The sequence below is a fragment of the Enterobacter cloacae complex sp. CARB60 genome, assembly GCF_036487345.1.
Taxonomy (GTDB): Bacteria; Pseudomonadota; Gammaproteobacteria; order Enterobacterales; family Enterobacteriaceae; genus Enterobacter; species Enterobacter asburiae_D.
Window position 1 is genome coordinate 1 of the sequence record NZ_JAZKLC010000002.1, and the last position, 17,813, is coordinate 17,813.

Annotated in this window: 10 protein-coding genes, 4 tRNA genes, 3 rRNA genes and 2 pseudogenes; 14 read left to right on the forward strand and 5 right to left on the reverse strand. The window is 55.2% G+C overall.

Annotated elements, in window-relative coordinates; genetic code table 11:
- Positions 1-172: 172 nt before the first annotated feature.
- The 7 genes from V4835_RS00950 (at position 173) to V4835_RS00980 (ending at position 5,514) form a co-directional block, all read left to right on the forward strand.
- Positions 173-1,712, forward strand: a 16S ribosomal RNA gene (locus V4835_RS00950).
- 69 nt (positions 1,713-1,781) lie between these two features.
- A tRNA-Ile gene (locus tag V4835_RS00955) sits at positions 1,782-1,858 on the forward strand.
- A 42-nt stretch (positions 1,859-1,900) separates the two neighbouring features.
- Positions 1,901-1,976: transfer RNA gene (locus tag V4835_RS00960), tRNA-Ala, on the forward strand.
- 181 nt (positions 1,977-2,157) lie between these two features.
- A 23S ribosomal RNA gene (locus tag V4835_RS00965) occupies positions 2,158-5,063 on the forward strand.
- Positions 5,064-5,136: 73 nt separating this feature from the next.
- A 5S ribosomal RNA gene (gene rrf, locus V4835_RS00970) occupies positions 5,137-5,252 on the forward strand.
- Together the 16S, 23S and 5S rRNA genes with 4 tRNA genes alongside form the textbook arrangement of a ribosomal RNA operon.
- 56 nt (positions 5,253-5,308) lie before the next feature.
- Positions 5,309-5,385, forward strand: a tRNA-Asp gene (locus tag V4835_RS00975).
- 53 nt (positions 5,386-5,438) lie between these two features.
- Positions 5,439-5,514 (forward strand) — tRNA-Trp (locus V4835_RS00980).
- Positions 5,515-5,613: 99 nt separating this feature from the next.
- On the opposite strand, the gene hdfR is transcribed toward V4835_RS00980, so the two are convergent.
- Positions 5,614-6,435, reverse strand: a complete 822-nt coding sequence (hdfR, locus tag V4835_RS00985) for an HTH-type transcriptional regulator HdfR (RefSeq protein WP_029739573.1) — start codon at positions 6,433-6,435, stop codon at positions 5,614-5,616.
- Between the two features lie 118 nt (positions 6,436-6,553).
- On the opposite strand from hdfR, the gene V4835_RS00990 reads away from it, so the two are divergent.
- On the forward strand, positions 6,554-6,892 hold the full coding sequence (locus tag V4835_RS00990; protein WP_023309658.1) for a DUF413 domain-containing protein: 339 nt from the start codon (positions 6,554-6,556) through the stop codon (positions 6,890-6,892).
- Between the two features lie 30 nt (positions 6,893-6,922).
- Here V4835_RS00990 and V4835_RS00995 read toward each other — a convergent pair.
- The 4 genes and pseudogenes from V4835_RS00995 to V4835_RS01010 form a co-directional block, all read right to left on the reverse strand.
- A pseudogene (locus V4835_RS00995) lies at positions 6,923-8,359 on the reverse strand (YifB family Mg chelatase-like AAA ATPase); the annotation flags it as partial.
- A 66-nt stretch (positions 8,360-8,425) separates the two neighbouring features.
- Positions 8,426-9,181: an IS21-like element ISEc10 family helper ATPase IstB gene (istB, locus tag V4835_RS01000; protein ID WP_039817893.1), complete on the reverse strand. Its 756-nt coding sequence runs from the start codon at positions 9,179-9,181 to the stop codon at positions 8,426-8,428.
- Positions 9,178-10,677: an IS21 family transposase gene (gene istA, locus V4835_RS01005; protein WP_039817891.1), complete on the reverse strand. Its 1,500-nt coding sequence runs from the start codon at positions 10,675-10,677 to the stop codon at positions 9,178-9,180. The genes istB and istA overlap by 4 nt, the downstream gene beginning before the upstream one ends.
- Before the next feature lie 93 nt (positions 10,678-10,770).
- Positions 10,771-10,860: pseudogene (locus V4835_RS01010) on the reverse strand (hypothetical protein); the annotation flags it as partial.
- A gap of 340 nt (positions 10,861-11,200) precedes the next feature.
- Here V4835_RS01010 and ilvL point away from each other — a divergent pair.
- From ilvL to ilvA, 6 genes are all read left to right on the forward strand, one after another.
- Entirely contained in the window at positions 11,201-11,299 is a 99-nt protein-coding gene (gene ilvL / locus V4835_RS01015) for an ilv operon leader peptide (protein ID WP_001311244.1), read from the forward strand.
- A 139-nt stretch (positions 11,300-11,438) separates the two neighbouring features.
- Complete coding sequence (ilvG, locus tag V4835_RS01020; RefSeq protein ID WP_331411016.1) at positions 11,439-13,085, forward strand: acetolactate synthase 2 catalytic subunit; 1,647 nt, start codon at positions 11,439-11,441, stop codon at positions 13,083-13,085.
- Positions 13,082-13,345, forward strand: coding sequence for an acetolactate synthase 2 small subunit (gene ilvM, locus V4835_RS01025; protein WP_006179206.1), 264 nt, complete (start codon positions 13,082-13,084; stop codon positions 13,343-13,345). The genes ilvG and ilvM overlap by 4 nt, the downstream gene beginning before the upstream one ends.
- Positions 13,346-13,363: 18 nt before the next feature.
- The gene (gene ilvE, locus V4835_RS01030; protein WP_047652201.1) at positions 13,364-14,293 is read left to right on the forward strand and encodes a branched-chain-amino-acid transaminase; all 930 of its coding nucleotides are present in this window, start codon (positions 13,364-13,366) and stop codon (positions 14,291-14,293) included.
- A gap of 60 nt (positions 14,294-14,353) precedes the next feature.
- Entirely contained in the window at positions 14,354-16,204 is a 1,851-nt protein-coding gene (gene ilvD / locus V4835_RS01035; RefSeq protein ID WP_063145043.1) for a dihydroxy-acid dehydratase, read from the forward strand.
- 2 nt (positions 16,205-16,206) lie between these two features.
- Positions 16,207-17,751 carry a threonine ammonia-lyase, biosynthetic gene (gene ilvA, locus V4835_RS01040; RefSeq protein ID WP_024907958.1) on the forward strand — a complete coding sequence of 515 codons (1,545 nt, stop codon included), beginning with the start codon at positions 16,207-16,209 and terminating at the stop codon, positions 17,749-17,751.
- Positions 17,752-17,813 lie beyond the last annotated feature (62 nt).

The window sequence follows — 17,813 nt, forward strand, 5'->3', positions numbered from 1 at the left end:
AACGGTGAGCTTAACGCCGCGTTGCAACTGCTCTTTAACAATTTATCAGACAATCTGTGTGGGCACTCAAAGTGACATGGATTCTTAACGTCGCAAGACGAAAAATGAATACCAAGTCTCTGAGTGAACATACGTAATTCATTACGAAGTTTAATTCACGAGCATCAAACTTAAATTGAAGAGTTTGATCATGGCTCAGATTGAACGCTGGCGGCAGGCCTAACACATGCAAGTCGAGCGGTAGCACAGGGAGCTTGCTCCTGGGTGACGAGCGGCGGACGGGTGAGTAATGTCTGGGAAACTGCCTGATGGAGGGGGATAACTACTGGAAACGGTAGCTAATACCGCATAACGTCGCAAGACCAAAGAGGGGGACCTTCGGGCCTCTTGCCATCAGATGTGCCCAGATGGGATTAGCTAGTAGGTGGGGTAACGGCTCACCTAGGCGACGATCCCTAGCTGGTCTGAGAGGATGACCAGCCACACTGGAACTGAGACACGGTCCAGACTCCTACGGGAGGCAGCAGTGGGGAATATTGCACAATGGGCGCAAGCCTGATGCAGCCATGCCGCGTGTATGAAGAAGGCCTTCGGGTTGTAAAGTACTTTCAGCGGGGAGGAAGGCGATAAGGTTAATAACCTTGTCGATTGACGTTACCCGCAGAAGAAGCACCGGCTAACTCCGTGCCAGCAGCCGCGGTAATACGGAGGGTGCAAGCGTTAATCGGAATTACTGGGCGTAAAGCGCACGCAGGCGGTCTGTCAAGTCGGATGTGAAATCCCCGGGCTCAACCTGGGAACTGCATTCGAAACTGGCAGGCTAGAGTCTTGTAGAGGGGGGTAGAATTCCAGGTGTAGCGGTGAAATGCGTAGAGATCTGGAGGAATACCGGTGGCGAAGGCGGCCCCCTGGACAAAGACTGACGCTCAGGTGCGAAAGCGTGGGGAGCAAACAGGATTAGATACCCTGGTAGTCCACGCCGTAAACGATGTCGACTTGGAGGTTGTTCCCTTGAGGAGTGGCTTCCGGAGCTAACGCGTTAAGTCGACCGCCTGGGGAGTACGGCCGCAAGGTTAAAACTCAAATGAATTGACGGGGGCCCGCACAAGCGGTGGAGCATGTGGTTTAATTCGATGCAACGCGAAGAACCTTACCTACTCTTGACATCCAGAGAACTTTCCAGAGATGGATTGGTGCCTTCGGGAACTCTGAGACAGGTGCTGCATGGCTGTCGTCAGCTCGTGTTGTGAAATGTTGGGTTAAGTCCCGCAACGAGCGCAACCCTTATCCTTTGTTGCCAGCGGTCCGGCCGGGAACTCAAAGGAGACTGCCAGTGATAAACTGGAGGAAGGTGGGGATGACGTCAAGTCATCATGGCCCTTACGAGTAGGGCTACACACGTGCTACAATGGCGCATACAAAGAGAAGCGACCTCGCGAGAGCAAGCGGACCTCATAAAGTGCGTCGTAGTCCGGATTGGAGTCTGCAACTCGACTCCATGAAGTCGGAATCGCTAGTAATCGTAGATCAGAATGCTACGGTGAATACGTTCCCGGGCCTTGTACACACCGCCCGTCACACCATGGGAGTGGGTTGCAAAAGAAGTAGGTAGCTTAACCTTCGGGAGGGCGCTTACCACTTTGTGATTCATGACTGGGGTGAAGTCGTAACAAGGTAACCGTAGGGGAACCTGCGGTTGGATCACCTCCTTACCTTAAAGAACCTGCCTTTGTAGTGCTCACACAGATTGTCTGATGAAAAACAGCAGTAAAAATCTCTGCAGGCTTGTAGCTCAGGTGGTTAGAGCGCACCCCTGATAAGGGTGAGGTCGGTGGTTCAAGTCCACTCAGGCCTACCAAACTCCTTTTAAAGGATGAGCGGTACAGAGATTAAAAACGATGGGGCTATAGCTCAGCTGGGAGAGCGCCTGCTTTGCACGCAGGAGGTCTGCGGTTCGATCCCGCATAGCTCCACCATCTTTTACTGCGAACACAAGAAAACTTCAGAGTGAACCTGAAAAGGTGCACTGCGAAGTTTTGCTCTTTAAAAATCTGGATCAAGCTGAAAATTGAAACGACACATCTTAAATGATGTGTTCGAGTCTCTCAAATTTTCGCAATTTGATGGTGAATCGAAAGAAACATCTTCGGGTTGTGAGGTTAAGCGACTAAGCGTACACGGTGGATGCCCTGGCAGTCAGAGGCGATGAAGGACGTGCTAATCTGCGAAAAGCGCCGGCGAGGTGATATGAACCTTTGACCCGGCGATGTCCGAATGGGGAAACCCAGTGTGATTCGTCACACTATCGTTAACTGAATACATAGGTTAACGAGGCGAACCGGGGGAACTGAAACATCTAAGTACCCCGAGGAAAAGAAATCAACCGAGATTCCCCCAGTAGCGGCGAGCGAACGGGGAGCAGCCCAGAGTCTGAATCAGCTTGTGTGTTAGTGGAAGCGTCTGGAAAGTCGCACGGTACAGGGTGACAGTCCCGTACACGAAAACACACAGGCTGTGAACTCGAAGAGTAGGGCGGGACACGTGGTATCCTGTCTGAATATGGGGGGACCATCCTCCAAGGCTAAATACTCCTGACTGACCGATAGTGAACCAGTACCGTGAGGGAAAGGCGAAAAGAACCCCGGCGAGGGGAGTGAAAAAGAACCTGAAACCGTGTACGTACAAGCAGTGGGAGCACCTTCGTGGTGTGACTGCGTACCTTTTGTATAATGGGTCAGCGACTTATATTCTGTAGCAAGGTTAACCGTATAGGGGAGCCGAAGGGAAACCGAGTCTTAACTGGGCGTTAAGTTGCAGGGTATAGACCCGAAACCCGGTGATCTAGCCATGGGCAGGTTGAAGGTTGGGTAACACTAACTGGAGGACCGAACCGACTAATGTTGAAAAATTAGCGGATGACTTGTGGCTGGGGGTGAAAGGCCAATCAAACCGGGAGATAGCTGGTTCTCCCCGAAAGCTATTTAGGTAGCGCCTCGTGAACTCATCTTCGGGGGTAGAGCACTGTTTCGGCTAGGGGGCCATCCCGGCTTACCAACCCGATGCAAACTACGAATACCGAAGAATGTTATCACGGGAGACACACGGCGGGTGCTAACGTCCGTCGTGAAGAGGGAAACAACCCAGACCGCCAGCTAAGGTCCCAAAGTCATGGTTAAGTGGGAAACGATGTGGGAAGGCACAGACAGCCAGGATGTTGGCTTAGAAGCAGCCATCATTTAAAGAAAGCGTAATAGCTCACTGGTCGAGTCGGCCTGCGCGGAAGATGTAACGGGGCTAAACCATGCACCGAAGCTGCGGCAGCGACGCTTATGCGTTGTTGGGTAGGGGAGCGTTCTGTAAGCCGTTGAAGGTGTCCTGTGAGGGGTGCTGGAGGTATCAGAAGTGCGAATGCTGACATAAGTAACGATAATGCGGGTGAAAAGCCCGCACGCCGGAAGACCAAGGGTTCCTGTCCAACGTTAATCGGGGCAGGGTGAGTCGACCCCTAAGGCGAGGCCGAAAGGCGTAGTCGATGGGAAACAGGTTAATATTCCTGTACTTGGTGTTACTGCGAAGGGGGGACGGAGAAGGCTATGTTAGCCGGGCGACGGTTGTCCCGGTTTAAGCATGTAGGCGGGAGTTTTAGGTAAATCCGGAACTCTTTTAACGCTGAGGTGTGATGACGAGGCACTACGGTGCTGAAGTAACAAATGCCCTGCTTCCAGGAAAAGCCTCTAAGCATCAGGTAACACGAAATCGTACCCCAAACCGACACAGGTGGTCAGGTAGAGAATACCAAGGCGCTTGAGAGAACTCGGGTGAAGGAACTAGGCAAAATGGTGCCGTAACTTCGGGAGAAGGCACGCTGATATGTAGGTGAAGCCCCTGCGGGTGGAGCTGAAATCAGTCGAAGATACCAGCTGGCTGCAACTGTTTATTAAAAACACAGCACTGTGCAAACACGAAAGTGGACGTATACGGTGTGACGCCTGCCCGGTGCCGGAAGGTTAATTGATGGGGTTAGCGGCAACGCGAAGCTCTTGATCGAAGCCCCGGTAAACGGCGGCCGTAACTATAACGGTCCTAAGGTAGCGAAATTCCTTGTCGGGTAAGTTCCGACCTGCACGAATGGCGTAATGATGGCCAGGCTGTCTCCACCCGAGACTCAGTGAAATTGAACTCGCTGTGAAGATGCAGTGTACCCGCGGCAAGACGGAAAGACCCCGTGAACCTTTACTATAGCTTGACACTGAACACTGGTCCTTGATGTGTAGGATAGGTGGGAGGCTTTGAAGCGTGGACGCCAGTCTGCGTGGAGCCGACCTTGAAATACCACCCTTTAATGGCTGGTGTTCTAACGTAGACCCGTAATCCGGGTTGCGGACAGTGTCTGGTGGGTAGTTTGACTGGGGCGGTCTCCTCCCAAAGAGTAACGGAGGAGCACGAAGGTTAGCTAATCCTGGTCGGACATCAGGAGGTTAGTGCAATGGCATAAGCTAGCTTGACTGCGAGAGTGACGGCTCGAGCAGGTGCGAAAGCAGGTCATAGTGATCCGGTGGTTCTGAATGGAAGGGCCATCGCTCAACGGATAAAAGGTACTCCGGGGATAACAGGCTGATACCGCCCAAGAGTTCATATCGACGGCGGTGTTTGGCACCTCGATGTCGGCTCATCACATCCTGGGGCTGAAGTAGGTCCCAAGGGTATGGCTGTTCGCCATTTAAAGTGGTACGCGAGCTGGGTTTAGAACGTCGTGAGACAGTTCGGTCCCTATCTGCCGTGGGCGCTGGAGAATTGAGGGGGGCTGCTCCTAGTACGAGAGGACCGGAGTGGACGCATCACTGGTGTTCGGGTTGTCATGCCAATGGCATTGCCCGGTAGCTAAATGCGGAAAAGATAAGTGCTGAAAGCATCTAAGCACGAAACTTGCCCCGAGATGAGTTCTCCCTGACTCCTTGAGAGTCCTGAAGGAACGTTGAAGACTACGACGTTGATAGGTCGGGTGTGTAAGCGCAGCGATGCGTTGAGCTAACCGATACTAATGAACCGTGAGGCTTAACCTTACAACGCCGAAGCTGTTTCGGCGACGAGAGACAGACAATCAATTTCAGCCTGATACAGATTTAACAGAATTTGCCTGGCGGCTTTAGCGCGGTGGTCCCACCTGACCCCATGCCGAACTCAGAAGTGAAACGCCGTAGCGCCGATGGTAGTGTGGGGTCTCCCCATGTGAGAGTAGGGAACTGCCAGGCATCAAATTAAGTAGTAAGCCGGTGCATAAATCCGGTGGTTACAAGCAGTCTTCGGTGGAGCGGTAGTTCAGTCGGTTAGAATACCTGCCTGTCACGCAGGGGGTCGCGGGTTCGAGTCCCGTCCGTTCCGCCACTTATTAAGACATTAAGCCTGCCTTACTGGCAGGCTTAATGGCAAAAAACTTTAGGGGCGTAGCTCAGTTGGTAGAGCACCGGTCTCCAAAACCGGGTGTCGCGAGTTCGAGTCTCTCCGCCCCTGCCATATAGAATCCTTTGCTTCGGCAAAGGATTTTTTTTTGCCTGAAACGCTGCAGAAAACGCTCTTCTTAATTTTCAGCCAGCATCTCTGCTGGCTGATGTCTCAATCCATTACATTGATTTTTAGCAGATCTTTTATCTGCGATTGCTTATCACTGTTTTGCAGCCAAATCGCATACAGCGGTCTGGTAAGCGTGGTGGAATCCATCACGGTGTGCAGCCCAGCTTTAGTGTCTGCCCAGCGAACAGGTAACCAGGTACAACCTTTCAGCAGGGACAGCTGCTGACAGGCGATCTCTGCAGAACTGGTCGTTAACTGTGGGACATCATCAGGTGCAATCAACCCCGTCTCGTGCTGCTGAAAATCCGGCCCCCATTCCAGGCGTAAATAGGTCAGGTCTGCCTTCATCATCGAAGGCTCAGAGGCATAAAGCGCAAGGCCAAACTGCCCCACAATCTGGCTGCTAAATTCGTCCATCTTGGGGGCTTCCGTAGTGATCAGAAGATCAAGCTGGCGCTCATGAAGTTGCTTAACCAGCGACTGCCGCTGTGCAATCCTTGCTTCAAATTGTAGGTGCCCGTGTGAATGATACAGCCTGGTAAGCCACTGACTTAGCATGCATTCCCACAGAGAAGCGCTGGCCCCTATCGAGAACTCATTATGCCTCGAAGTATGTGCCACCTCTTTACGTGCCGCCTGCCAGGTATTCATCAGCGTTTCTGCGTACGGCAGCAGTTTCTCGCCGGCAGGCGTTAAGCGAATATTGTTACGATGGCGGGTAAAAAGATTCACACCCAATTGATTTTCCAGCTGTCGAATACGAAAACTGACTGCTGACTGCGTCAGGTAAAGGGCTTCAGCTGCTCGCCCAAAGTGGCGTGTTCTGCTCACTTCAAGGAAAGTTTTAAGCAATTCCGTATCCACATCTTTCTCCGCAAAATTATTTGTCGTTATGATTTAAATGTTTTGTTTTACACTCTGTCAAGCGTAACTAATACTCCGCGCCATAAATAGCTCGGCCAAAGAATTAGGAGCGTGTAGGATGGCGGAAAGCTTTACGACGACTAATCGTTTTTTCGACAATAAACATTATCCGCGCGGGTTCTCTCGTCACGGCGATTTCACCATCAAAGAAGCTCAACTGCTTGAGCGCCATGGTTATGCCTTTAACGAGCTGGATCTGGGGAAGCGTGAACCTGCTACCGAAGACGAAAAACAGTTTGTTTCTGTTTGCCGTGGTGAGCGTGAGCCGGAGTCTGAAGCGGAACGTGTATGGATCAAGTACATGGCGCGCATTAAGCGTCCAAAGCGCTTCCATACGCTGTCTGGCGGCAAGCCGCAGATGGAAGGTGCAGAAGACTACACCGAGTCTGATGACTAAAATGAAGAGAAGGGGCTACGGCCCCTTTTTTTATGCCAGCAATTTCTGCAAATGCAGCAGTAAACGATCGATAGCGCGGTAGCTCAGCGCCTCCTGCAAATGTTTCCTCTCAATGTCAGTACATCCCTCCACGTCAGCAATGGTTCTGGCCACTTTCAACAAACGCTGCCACGCGCGTATAGACAGCCCGAACCGCGTCAACGTCTCCTCCAGCCATCCCGCATCCTCAACGTTAAGAGAACAAAACTGCCGGATCCCGGCATTATCCAGCCGTGCATTCAGCCTGTTCTGACGAGCGTACTGCCGCGTCTGGGCTGCAATCACCCGCTCGCGTACATCCGCTGAGCTTTCACCCGTCATGCCCGTTTGCCTGAGCAGACCCGGCGGGGGAAGGGGTATTTCGAGGGATAAATCGAAACGGTCGAGGAACGGGCCGGATAATTTACCCAGATAGCGCAACGTCTGCTCTGGCGTACAGCGGTTATGGTTGCCCTGGTAGTGACCCGTCGGGCTGGGATTCATCGCCGCGACCAGCTGAAACCGTGCGGGATAGCTTATTTTGGCTCGCGTACGTGAGATATGTATCTCGCCGGATTCAATGGGTTCCCTCAGTGCATCCAGCACGCGGCGCTCAAATTCAGGCAGCTCATCAAGAAATAGAATGCCATTGTGTGCCAGCGAGATCTCTCCCGGCCCGGGGATAGACCCTCCGCCGACCATTGCCGTCAGTGAAGCGCTATGATGCGGAGAACGAAAAGGACGACGGCGCCACTGTTTTTGCAACGACGTCGAACTGATAAGGCTATATATGGCGGCGCTTTCCAGCGCTTCATGATTATTGAGCGGTGGAAGCAACCCACTCAACCTGCTTGCCAGCATCGTTTTACCCGTACCCGGTGGACCAATTAACAGAAGATTGTGTCCACCTGCGACCGTAATCTCCAGCGCCCGTTTCCCTTGCTCCTGTCCCATAATCTCGCTGAGATCCTCGGGTGCATCCGCTATAACATCATCACACTCCTCCGGCTCGGACAGTTCATGACGCCCTTCCAGCCAGGCACAAACTTCCTGTAAATGCCCCGCGATGAGGCACCCCTTCTCGGCGATAAGACTCACTTCAGATGCGTTTTCATTGGCGACAATGATTTGCCGCCCTGCACGTATGGCTTCCAGCGCTCCCGATATCGCACCGGGAACCCCTCTTAACGCGCCTGTGAGCGCGAGTTCGCCAACGAACTCATACGAGCCTAGCCGTGTCGTATTAAGCTGCTCAGAAGCCGCGAGAAGGGCAATTGCGATAGGTAAATCGTATCGTCCCCCCTCTTTAGGCAGATCGGCGGGCGCAAGGTTGATGGTGATCTTCTTCGCGGGGAAGGTATAACCGCTATTTATTATTGCGCTGCGAACGCGATCCCTGGCCTCTTTAACCGTCGTTTCAGGTAACCCGACAAGCGTGAGTCCGGGGAGTATTAGACGTCAACTAGTTTTGCCGACTGGCGCCAACTACTCTGGCCGCATCCATTGAGCGAGGTTTTAAGCCACGCTGGTTACTGCCTTCGATGTCTTCTTCCGGTAACTTTCTCCTTTTAGCTCGAACATATATCCGTGATGGATCAGCCTGTCCGCTGCCGCCACCGCCATCGTTTCATCCACGAAGATGCTGCCCCACGTGCTGAACGGATGATTGCTGGTTATGACCAGACTGCCGCGCTCATAACGATGGGCGATCAGCTCGAACAGCACACCCGTTTCCGCGTTGTCGCGTTTGACATACCCGAGGTCGTCTATCACTATCACCCGGTAGCGATCCAGTTTCAGCAGAAGCTCGTTCAGTTTCAGTTGTGTCCGCGCTTTTCGCAGCTCCTGCAGCAGCTCTCCGGCACTGTAGAACCGGGCCCGGTAGCCCAGTCCTACAACGCCATCCACGATCGCTGCCGCCAGATGGCTTTTCCCCAGGCCGCTGGCACCGAACAACAGGACATTTTCTCCGGCATCAACCCAGTCTGTCGTTTCGCAGAGCTGCCGGAACTGAGCGTTATTCAGTTCCGGCACCTGGCTGAAGTCATACTCACCCAGCGTTTTCGCCACCGGCAACCGGGCTTCCTTTTTATAGCGGCGCAGTTTTTCGCTCTCGCGCCACAGGAGTTCTTCATTGCACAGCGTCAGCAGATAGCGTGACGGGGTCCAGCCCTCTGCCAGAGCCCGTTTCTCCAGCGCATGCCATTCAGCGCTGACGCGGGTCAGACGCAGTTTGCGCAGACTACGCTCAAGGTGGTGGATATTGCTCACTGCAGACCTCCTTTGCCGCGCAACAGCTGTTCATAACTACTCAGGTTGTGCTGAACCACACTGACTGTCGGCAGCTCCTTTTCCTTTATCCCCAGGAACCGCATCAGGCGGTGCAGATCCAGCTCACCCGGGGTATTCAGCATCTGTTCCATCCCCCGTGCCACGATCGAGATATCGTCATAGCCCGCCGCCAGTTTCAGGGCGTGTACCATCAGGCGACCAGCCATCTCTGGCTCCAGATGATTGCACAGGCGACGCCACAGTTTTCGCCATTCATCGTCCGGCAGGATGTCATTTCTCAGCGTGGCATGGCAGAACGCACCAGGCTTTTTCGCCAGACTGTCGATCACATGCCGGAAGTCGATGCACCTGGCCCGGGTTTTCCCTTTTTCTGGCCTGACGCGGGCGCAGCTCATCACTTCACTGCTACCCACGTAACAGCTCAGGCGATCATCCCACAAGCGGACGCGTAACAGCTGACCGACAAGTCTGGAAGGGACGCTGTAGACGACGTGCCTGACGTTGATGGTACTGCTGCTACTGACCCTCACCGTCAGTTCGTCATAGTCGGCGCTGCGACGCAGCGGCAGTGGTTTCAGATGGGGGCGCTCTTCTTTCACCAGATCCTGGTTGTTGCGGTTGTGGCGCATGACCTGCTGAGTGATGAAGGCCTGGTATTCTTCCACGGTGCTGAAGTCGTTACTGCCCCTAAGCATCAGCGCCTGGCGGATCCGTCTTTTCAGATGCCCGTGGGCGCTTTCAACTGAACCATTTTCGTGGCCACGACCGGCGTTATTGTGCACGCCCTGCATACCGTAGTGCTGGCAGAGGGCAGCATAGCGCTCAGTCAGCTCGCGGCGACCGTCTTCACCCTGGTGTTTCCATGCTGCCCGCAGGCTGTCCGTTTTATGCTCTGTTGGTACGCCACCCAGTTGCCCGAGGGCTTCCTGCAGGCCTTCAGCCAGGGCAGAGAAGCTCTCACCACCCAGTACAACCCGCATCCAGCTCCAGTGGCTCCACTCCAGGCGGAAGTGATACAGCTTATGCGTCAATAACTTGCCACCGATGGTGACAACTACACCTTTCAGCTCGGTAAAGTCCGACAGGCCGCGCAGGCCAGGCTGATGAAGTTGCCGGAACATCACTTCCTGCTCGGCACCATACTGCAGCTTCCACTCGCGCACCCGCCGTTGCATCGTCCTGCGAAGGCTGCTGGGGTACTGACCGGGATATTTATCCTGCAGCATTTCCAGCAGGGTCGTGGGCATCAGAGCAGGTCTTTCCTTCAACAGGGGAACAAGCTCGCTGTCCCAGACGGCCTCAAGCGGATCTTTACGTGTCCGCCAGTGACGATTACCGGTTTTAGACCACTGATCTTTTTCGATCCTGCGACCTGAGCGAACAGAGATACCGGCCTTCATGGCCGAGATATGCTGGGTTACACCTTTTTTACGCTGAGTCATGTAATAACTGACCTGATGAGTATTGAGCGTCACGCCATTTCCTGTGGGATCATGAACATGGTGCTCAGATTACAAAATCGGCCAGAATAATCAGCGCTAACCGGACTGAGTTATTGTCGCCTAATAGGGGAGTCCATTACTCAAATGAACCTCGACGGAAATAAGCGGTGCCTTTACCCCGAGAGCCGCACGCGTAAAAACAACTGACAGTGACATTTGCACTACCTCCTGGTGTGACTATGCCAGCGCCTGTTTTGTCTGTTTAGCGTTATTTTGCTGATTTACGCCGCCTGTTCAGAGATTTTAAGCGCACACTGAAACCATTGCATAACCGTGGAAGCCTCCTCGCAGAATATAAAAAGCCCCGTTTTGACGCTTAAAACCGCAGTAAAAAATGAAAAATATTCATTTTCTATTTTCCTCATATAAAACAACGATTTTAAGAAATATGATTTGCTGGCTAATCAAATGAGCCATAAATAAATCTTGTGTTTGTTTTGAATTCTGTGATAACTCTTTAGGTATTCCTTCGAACAAGATGCAGAAAGAACTGAAAATGACAGCCCTTCTACGAGTGATTAGCCTGGTCGTGATTAGCGTGGTGGTGATTATTATCCCACCGTGCGGGGCTGCACTTGGACGAGGAAAGGCTTAGAAATCAAGCCTTAACGAACTAAGACCCCCGCACCGAAAGGTCCGGGGGTTTTTTTATGACTAAAAAACGTAAATGAGGAGCAGAGAATGACGACTAGCACAAAATTCTGTTTATCCCGATTTATGACGGAGAACTAACTATGAATGGGGCACAGTGGGTAGTACATGCGTTGCGCGCACAGGGAGTCGAAACAGTATTCGGTTATCCGGGTGGCGCAATTATGCCGATTTACGATGCACTGTATGACGGCGGCGTGGAACATCTCTTGTGCCGACACGAGCAGGGCGCAGCGATGGCAGCCATTGGCTATGCCCGAGCGACCGGTAAAACCGGCGTGTGTATGGCGACTTCAGGCCCGGGTGCAACTAACCTCATCACCGGCCTGGCTGACGCGCTGCTGGATTCCGTTCCCGTTGTCGCCATCACCGGGCAGGTGGCGTCTCCGTTTATCGGTACCGATGCTTTCCAGGAAGTCGACGTCCTCGGTTTATCGCTGGCATGCACCAAACACAGCTTCCTCGTCCAGTCTCTGGAAGAGCTGCCGCGCGTAATGGCAGAAGCGTTCGAAGTGGCAAGCTCTGGTCGTCCTGGTCCGGTTCTGGTGGATATCCCGAAAGATATCCAGGTGGCACTCGGCGATCTGGAGCCGCACTTCTCTACCGTTGAAAGCGACGATGCGTTTCCGGATGCGGAAGTGGAAGAGGCCCGTCAGATGCTGGTGCAGGCGAAACAGCCGATGCTGTACGTCGGCGGTGGCGTAGGCATGGCGCAGGCCGTTCCAGCCCTGCGCGAATTTATCGCAACAACGCAGATGCCAGCGACCTGCACGCTGAAAGGTCTCGGTGCTGTCGACGCGGATTACCCATACTATCTGGGCATGCTGGGGATGCACGGCACCAAAGCGGCAAACCTGGCGGTGCAGGAGTGCGATCTGCTCATCGCCGTAGGGGCTCGTTTTGACGACCGCGTCACCGGCAAGCTGAATACTTTTGCGCCGAACGCCAAAGTCATCCATATGGATATCGACCCGGCGGAGATGAACAAGCTGCGTCAGGCGCACGTTGCGCTGCAGGGCGATCTCAACGCGCTGTTACCGGCATTGCAGCAGCCGCTGGATATCAACGCATGGCGTCAGCACACCGCAGACATGCGTGCCGAGCACGCCTGGCGTTACGACCATCCCGGCGAGGCCATCTACGCGCCGCTGCTGTTGAAGCAGTTGTCCGACCGTAAGCCGGCTGACAGCGTTGTCACGACCGACGTAGGCCAGCACCAGATGTGGTCCGCGCAGCACATGACCTACACCCGCCCGGAAAATTTCATCACCTCCAGCGGGTTAGGGACGATGGGCTTCGGTCTGCCAGCAGCCGTTGGCGCGCAGGTTGCCCGCCCTAACGATACCGTTATCTGTATCTCCGGTGACGGCTCCTTCATGATGAACGTTCAGGAGCTCGGCACCGTTAAGCGTAAGCAGTTGCCGCTGAAAATCGTCTTGCTCGACAACCAGCGTTTAGGAATGGTTCGCCAGTGGCAACAGCTCTTCTTCCAGGAGCGCTACAGCGAAACGACGCTCACCGATAACCCCGATTTCCTCACCCTGGCCAGCGCCTTTGGCATCCCTGGCCAGCACATCACCCGTAAAGATCAGGTTGAAGCGGCGCTCGACACCCTGCTGAACAGCGACGGGCCTTACCTGCTTCATGTCTCAATCGACGAACTCGAGAACGTCTGGCCGTTGGTACCGCCTGGTGCCAGTAACTCACAAATGATGGAGAAATTATCATGATGCAGCATCAGGTCGCCGTACAGGCTCGCTTCAACCCGGAAACCTTAGAGCGCGTTTTGCGCGTGGTGCGTCATCGTGGTTTTCAGATTTGCTCTATGAATATGGAAACGGCCACAGACGCCCAAAACATCAGTATCGAATTAACCGTTGCCAGCCCGCGGTCGGTCGACTTACTGTTTAGTCAATTATCAAAGCTGGTAGACGTTGCCCATGTTGCCATCTGCCAGAGCACAACCACATCACAACAAATCCGCGCTTAAGCGTGACAGGACGAAAAAATGACGACAAAAAAAGCTGATTACATTTGGTTCAACGGTGAGATGGTTCGCTGGGAGGACGCGAAGGTCCACGTTATGTCCCACGCGCTGCACTACGGTACCTCCGTATTTGAAGGCATCCGCTGCTACGATTCTCACAAAGGGCCAGTGGTGTTCCGCCATCGCGAACATATGCAGCGTCTGCATGACTCAGCCAAAATTTATCGTTTCCCGGTTTCTCAAAGCGTCGACGAGCTGATGGAAGCCTGCCGCGATGTGATCCGCAAGAACAACCTGACCAGCGCCTATATTCGTCCGCTGGTGTTCGTGGGCGACGTCGGTATGGGCGTGAACCCGCCAGCCGGCTATACCACCGATGTGATCATTGCCGCGTTCCCATGGGGTGCCTACCTGGGTGCAGAAGCCCTGGAGCAGGGGATCGACGCAATGGTCTCTTCCTGGAACCGCGTGGCGCCAAACACTATCCCGACCGCCGCGAAAGCAGGCGGTAACTACCTCTCTTCACTGCTGGTCGGTAGCGAAGCGCGCCGTCACGGCTATCAGGAAGGTATCGCTCTGGACGTAAATGGCTACATCTCTGAAGGTGCGGGCGAAAACCTGTTTGAAGTGAAAGACGGCATCCTGTTTACGCCGCCGTTCACCTCGTCCGCGCTGCCGGGCATAACCCGCGACGCCATCATCAAGCTGGCGAAAGGTCTGGGTATCGAAGTGCGCGAGCAGGTGCTGTCCCGCGAATCCCTCTATCTGGCGGATGAAGTCTTTATGTCCGGAACGGCGGCTGAAATCACGCCGGTGCGCAGCGTAGACGGTATCCAGGTGGGCGAAGGCCGCTGTGGCCCGGTCACTAAACGTATTCAGCAAGCGTTCTTTGGCCTCTTCACCGGCGAAACAGAAGATAAATACGGCTGGTTGGATCAGGTTAATCACTAAGCATAAATTTGGGACGGCACGCACCGTCCCATTAAATAGTCAGACGGGAGTAAATAAAGCATGCCTAAGTATCGTTCAGCCACCACCACCCACGGCCGTAACATGGCGGGTGCCCGCGCACTGTGGCGCGCCACCGGAATGACCGACGCCGATTTCGGCAAGCCGATTATCGCCGTGGTGAACTCCTTCACCCAGTTCGTACCGGGCCACGTGCACCTGCGCGACCTCGGTAAACTGGTTGCCGAACAAATCGAAGCGTCCGGCGGCGTGGCGAAAGAGTTCAACACCATTGCGGTGGATGACGGTATCGCGATGGGTCACGGGGGTATGCTCTATTCACTGCCGTCGCGCGAGCTGATCGCCGACTCGGTTGAGTACATGGTAAACGCCCACTGCGCCGATGCGATGGTCTGTATCTCCAACTGCGACAAAATCACCCCGGGGATGCTGATGGCCTCCCTGCGCCTGAATATTCCGGTGATCTTCGTCTCCGGCGGCCCAATGGAAGCGGGGAAAACCAAGCTCTCCGACAAAATCATCAAGCTCGACCTGGTCGATGCGATGATCCAGGGCGCGGACCCGAAAGTCTCTGACGAGCAAAGCGATCAGGTGGAACGTTCCGCGTGCCCGACCTGCGGCTCCTGTTCCGGTATGTTCACCGCGAACTCCATGAACTGCCTGACCGAAGCGCTGGGTCTGTCTCAGCCGGGCAACGGCTCGCTGCTGGCGACCCACGCTGACCGTAAGCAGCTGTTCCTCAACGCCGGTAAGCGCATCGTTGAGCTGACCAAACGCTACTACGAGCAGGACGATGCCAGCGCGCTGCCGCGCAACATCGCCAGCAAAGCCGCGTTTGAAAATGCAATGACGCTGGATATCGCGATGGGCGGCTCCACCAACACCGTTCTGCACCTGCTGGCCGCCGCGCAGGAAGCCGAAATCGACTTCACCATGAGCGACATCGACAAGCTGTCCCGCAAAGTGCCGCAGCTGTGTAAGGTCGCACCGAGTACCCAGAAGTACCATATGGAAGACGTACACCGCGCGGGCGGCGTGCTGGGCATTCTGGGCGAGCTGGATCGCGCCGGGCTGCTAAACCGTGAAGTGAAAAACGTGCTTGGCCTGACGCTGCCTGAGTCGCTGGACCAGTACGACGTGATGCTGACCAAAGACGACGCGGTGAAAAAAATGTTCCGCGCGGGTCCTGCCGGTATTCGTACCACTCAGGCCTTCTCGCAGGACTGTCGCTGGGATACCCTGGACGATGACCGCGCCGAAGGCTGCATCCGCTCGCTGGAACACGCCTACAGCAAAGACGGCGGTCTGGCCGTGCTGTACGGTAACTTCGCGGAAAACGGCTGCATCGTGAAAACCGCAGGCGTGGACGACAGCATCCTGAAATTCACCGGTCCGGCAAAAGTGTACGAAAGCCAGGACGATGCGGTAGAAGCCATCCTCGGCGGTAAAGTTGTCGCTGGTGATGTGGTGGTGATCCGCTACGAAGGACCGAAAGGCGGCCCGGGCATGCAGGAGATGCTCTACCCAACCACCTTCCTGAAATCCATGGGCCTCGGCAAGGCGTGTGCGCTGATCACCGACGGACGTTTCTCCGGCGGCACCTCCGGCCTCTCTATCGGCCACGTTTCGCCGGAAGCGGCAAGCGGCGGCAACATCGCCATCATCGAAGACGGCGACCTGATCGAAATCGACATTCCGAATCGCGGCATTCAGCTCAAGCTGAGTGACCAGGAGATTGCGGCCCGTCGTGAAGCGCAGGAAGCCCGCGGCGACAAAGCATGGACGCCGAAAGATCGCCAGCGCGAAGTCTCCTTTGCCCTGCGCGCCTACGCGAGCCTTGCCACCAGTGCAGATAAAGGCGCGGTGCGCGATAAATCTAAACTTGGGGGCTAATGATGGCCGAGTCACAACCCTTATCCGCCGCCCCCGAGGGGGCGGAATACCTGAGAGCGGTGCTGCGTGCGCCGGTCTATGAAGCCGTGCAGGTTACGCCCCTGCAGAAAATGGAAAAACTCTCTTCGCGCCTCGACAACGTGATCCTGGTGAAGCGCGAAGACCGTCAGCCGGTGCACAGCTTCAAGCTGCGCGGCGCCTACGCGATGATGGCCGGGCTGACCGACGAGCAGAAAGCGCGCGGCGTGATTACCGCGTCGGCGGGTAACCACGCCCAGGGCGTAGCGTTCTCGTCTGCCCGTCTGGGGCTGAAGGCGCTGATCGTGATGCCGGTCGCTACCGCAGACATCAAAGTCGATGCGGTCCGCGGCTTCGGTGGTGAAGTGCTGCTTCACGGGGCTAACTTTGACGAAGCAAAGGCCAAAGCGATCGAGCTGGCGCAGCAGCAGGGTTTCACCTGGGTGCCGCCGTTCGACCACCCGATGGTGATTGCCGGGCAGGGCACGCTGGCGCTTGAACTGCTGCAGCAGGATGCCCATCTTGACCGCGTTTTCGTTCCCGTTGGCGGCGGTGGCTTAGCCGCGGGCGTGGCGGTGCTGATCAAACAGCTGATGCCGCAGATCAAAGTCATCGCCGTTGAAGCGGAAGACTCAGCCTGCCTGAAGGCGGCGCTGGATGCGGGTCATCCGGTAGACCTGCCGCGCGTCGGGCTGTTTGCCGAGGGCGTGGCGGTGAAGCGCATTGGGGATGAAACCTTCCGCCTGTGCCAGGAATATCTCGACGATATCGTCACGGTTGATAGCGATGCTATCTGCGCGGCAATGAAAGACTTGTTCGAGGATGTGCGTGCGGTAGCGGAACCTTCCGGAGCGCTTGCTCTGGCGGGAATGAAGAAATACATCGCGCAGCACAACATTCGCGGTGAGCGTCTGGCGCACGTGCTGTCTGGTGCCAACGTGAACTTCCACGGCCTGCGCTACGTTTCCGAGCGCTGCGAGCTGGGCGAACAGCGGGAAGCGCTGCTGGCGGTGACGATTCCGGAAGAGAAGGGTAGCTTCCTGAAATTCTGCCAGCTTCTGGGCGGTCGTTCGGTGACGGAGTTTAACTACCGTTTTGCCGATGCCAAAGACGCCTGTATTTTTGTCGGCGTGCGCCTGAGCCGCGGCGTGGAGGAGCGCAAAGAGATCCTCAACCTGCTGCATGAGGGCGGCTACAGCGTGGTCGATCTTTCTGACGACGAGATGGCGAAGCTGCACGTGCGCTATATGGTCGGCGGGCGTCCGTCGAAGCCGCTCAGGGAACGTCTGTTCAGCTTCGAGTTCCCTGAATCGCCGGGCGCGTTGCTCAAGTTCCTGCACACGCTGGGTACGCACTGGAATATCTCTCTGTTTCACTACCGCAGCCACGGCACCGACTATGGCCGCGTGCTGGCGGCGTTTGAACTTGGCGAGCACGAGCCGGATTTCGAAACGCGGCTGAACGAGCTGGGCTATGAGTGTCACGACGAAACCCATAACCCGGCGTTCAGGTTCTTCCTTGCGGGCTAGGGTGCTCGGGAAAATGCCTGATGGCGCTGCGCTTATCAGGCCTACGTTCTTTCGAGCCGTAG

What these genes read in the sequence shown, in the direction of transcription:
- ilvA (WP_024907958.1), top strand. Translation starts at nt 16,207, where the DNA reads ATGGCCGAGTCACAACCCTTATCCGCCGCCCCCGAGGGGGCGGAATAC.
- ilvE (WP_047652201.1), top strand. Translation starts at nt 13,364, where the DNA reads ATGACGACAAAAAAAGCTGATTACATTTGGTTCAACGGTGAGATGGTT.
- ilvM (WP_006179206.1), top strand. Translation starts at nt 13,082, where the DNA reads ATGATGCAGCATCAGGTCGCCGTACAGGCTCGCTTCAACCCGGAAACC.
- ilvG (WP_331411016.1), top strand. Translation starts at nt 11,439, where the DNA reads ATGAATGGGGCACAGTGGGTAGTACATGCGTTGCGCGCACAGGGAGTC.
- ilvD (WP_063145043.1), top strand. Translation starts at nt 14,354, where the DNA reads ATGCCTAAGTATCGTTCAGCCACCACCACCCACGGCCGTAACATGGCG.
- V4835_RS00990 (WP_023309658.1), top strand. Translation starts at nt 6,554, where the DNA reads ATGGCGGAAAGCTTTACGACGACTAATCGTTTTTTCGACAATAAACAT.
- ilvL (WP_001311244.1), top strand. Translation starts at nt 11,201, where the DNA reads ATGACAGCCCTTCTACGAGTGATTAGCCTGGTCGTGATTAGCGTGGTG.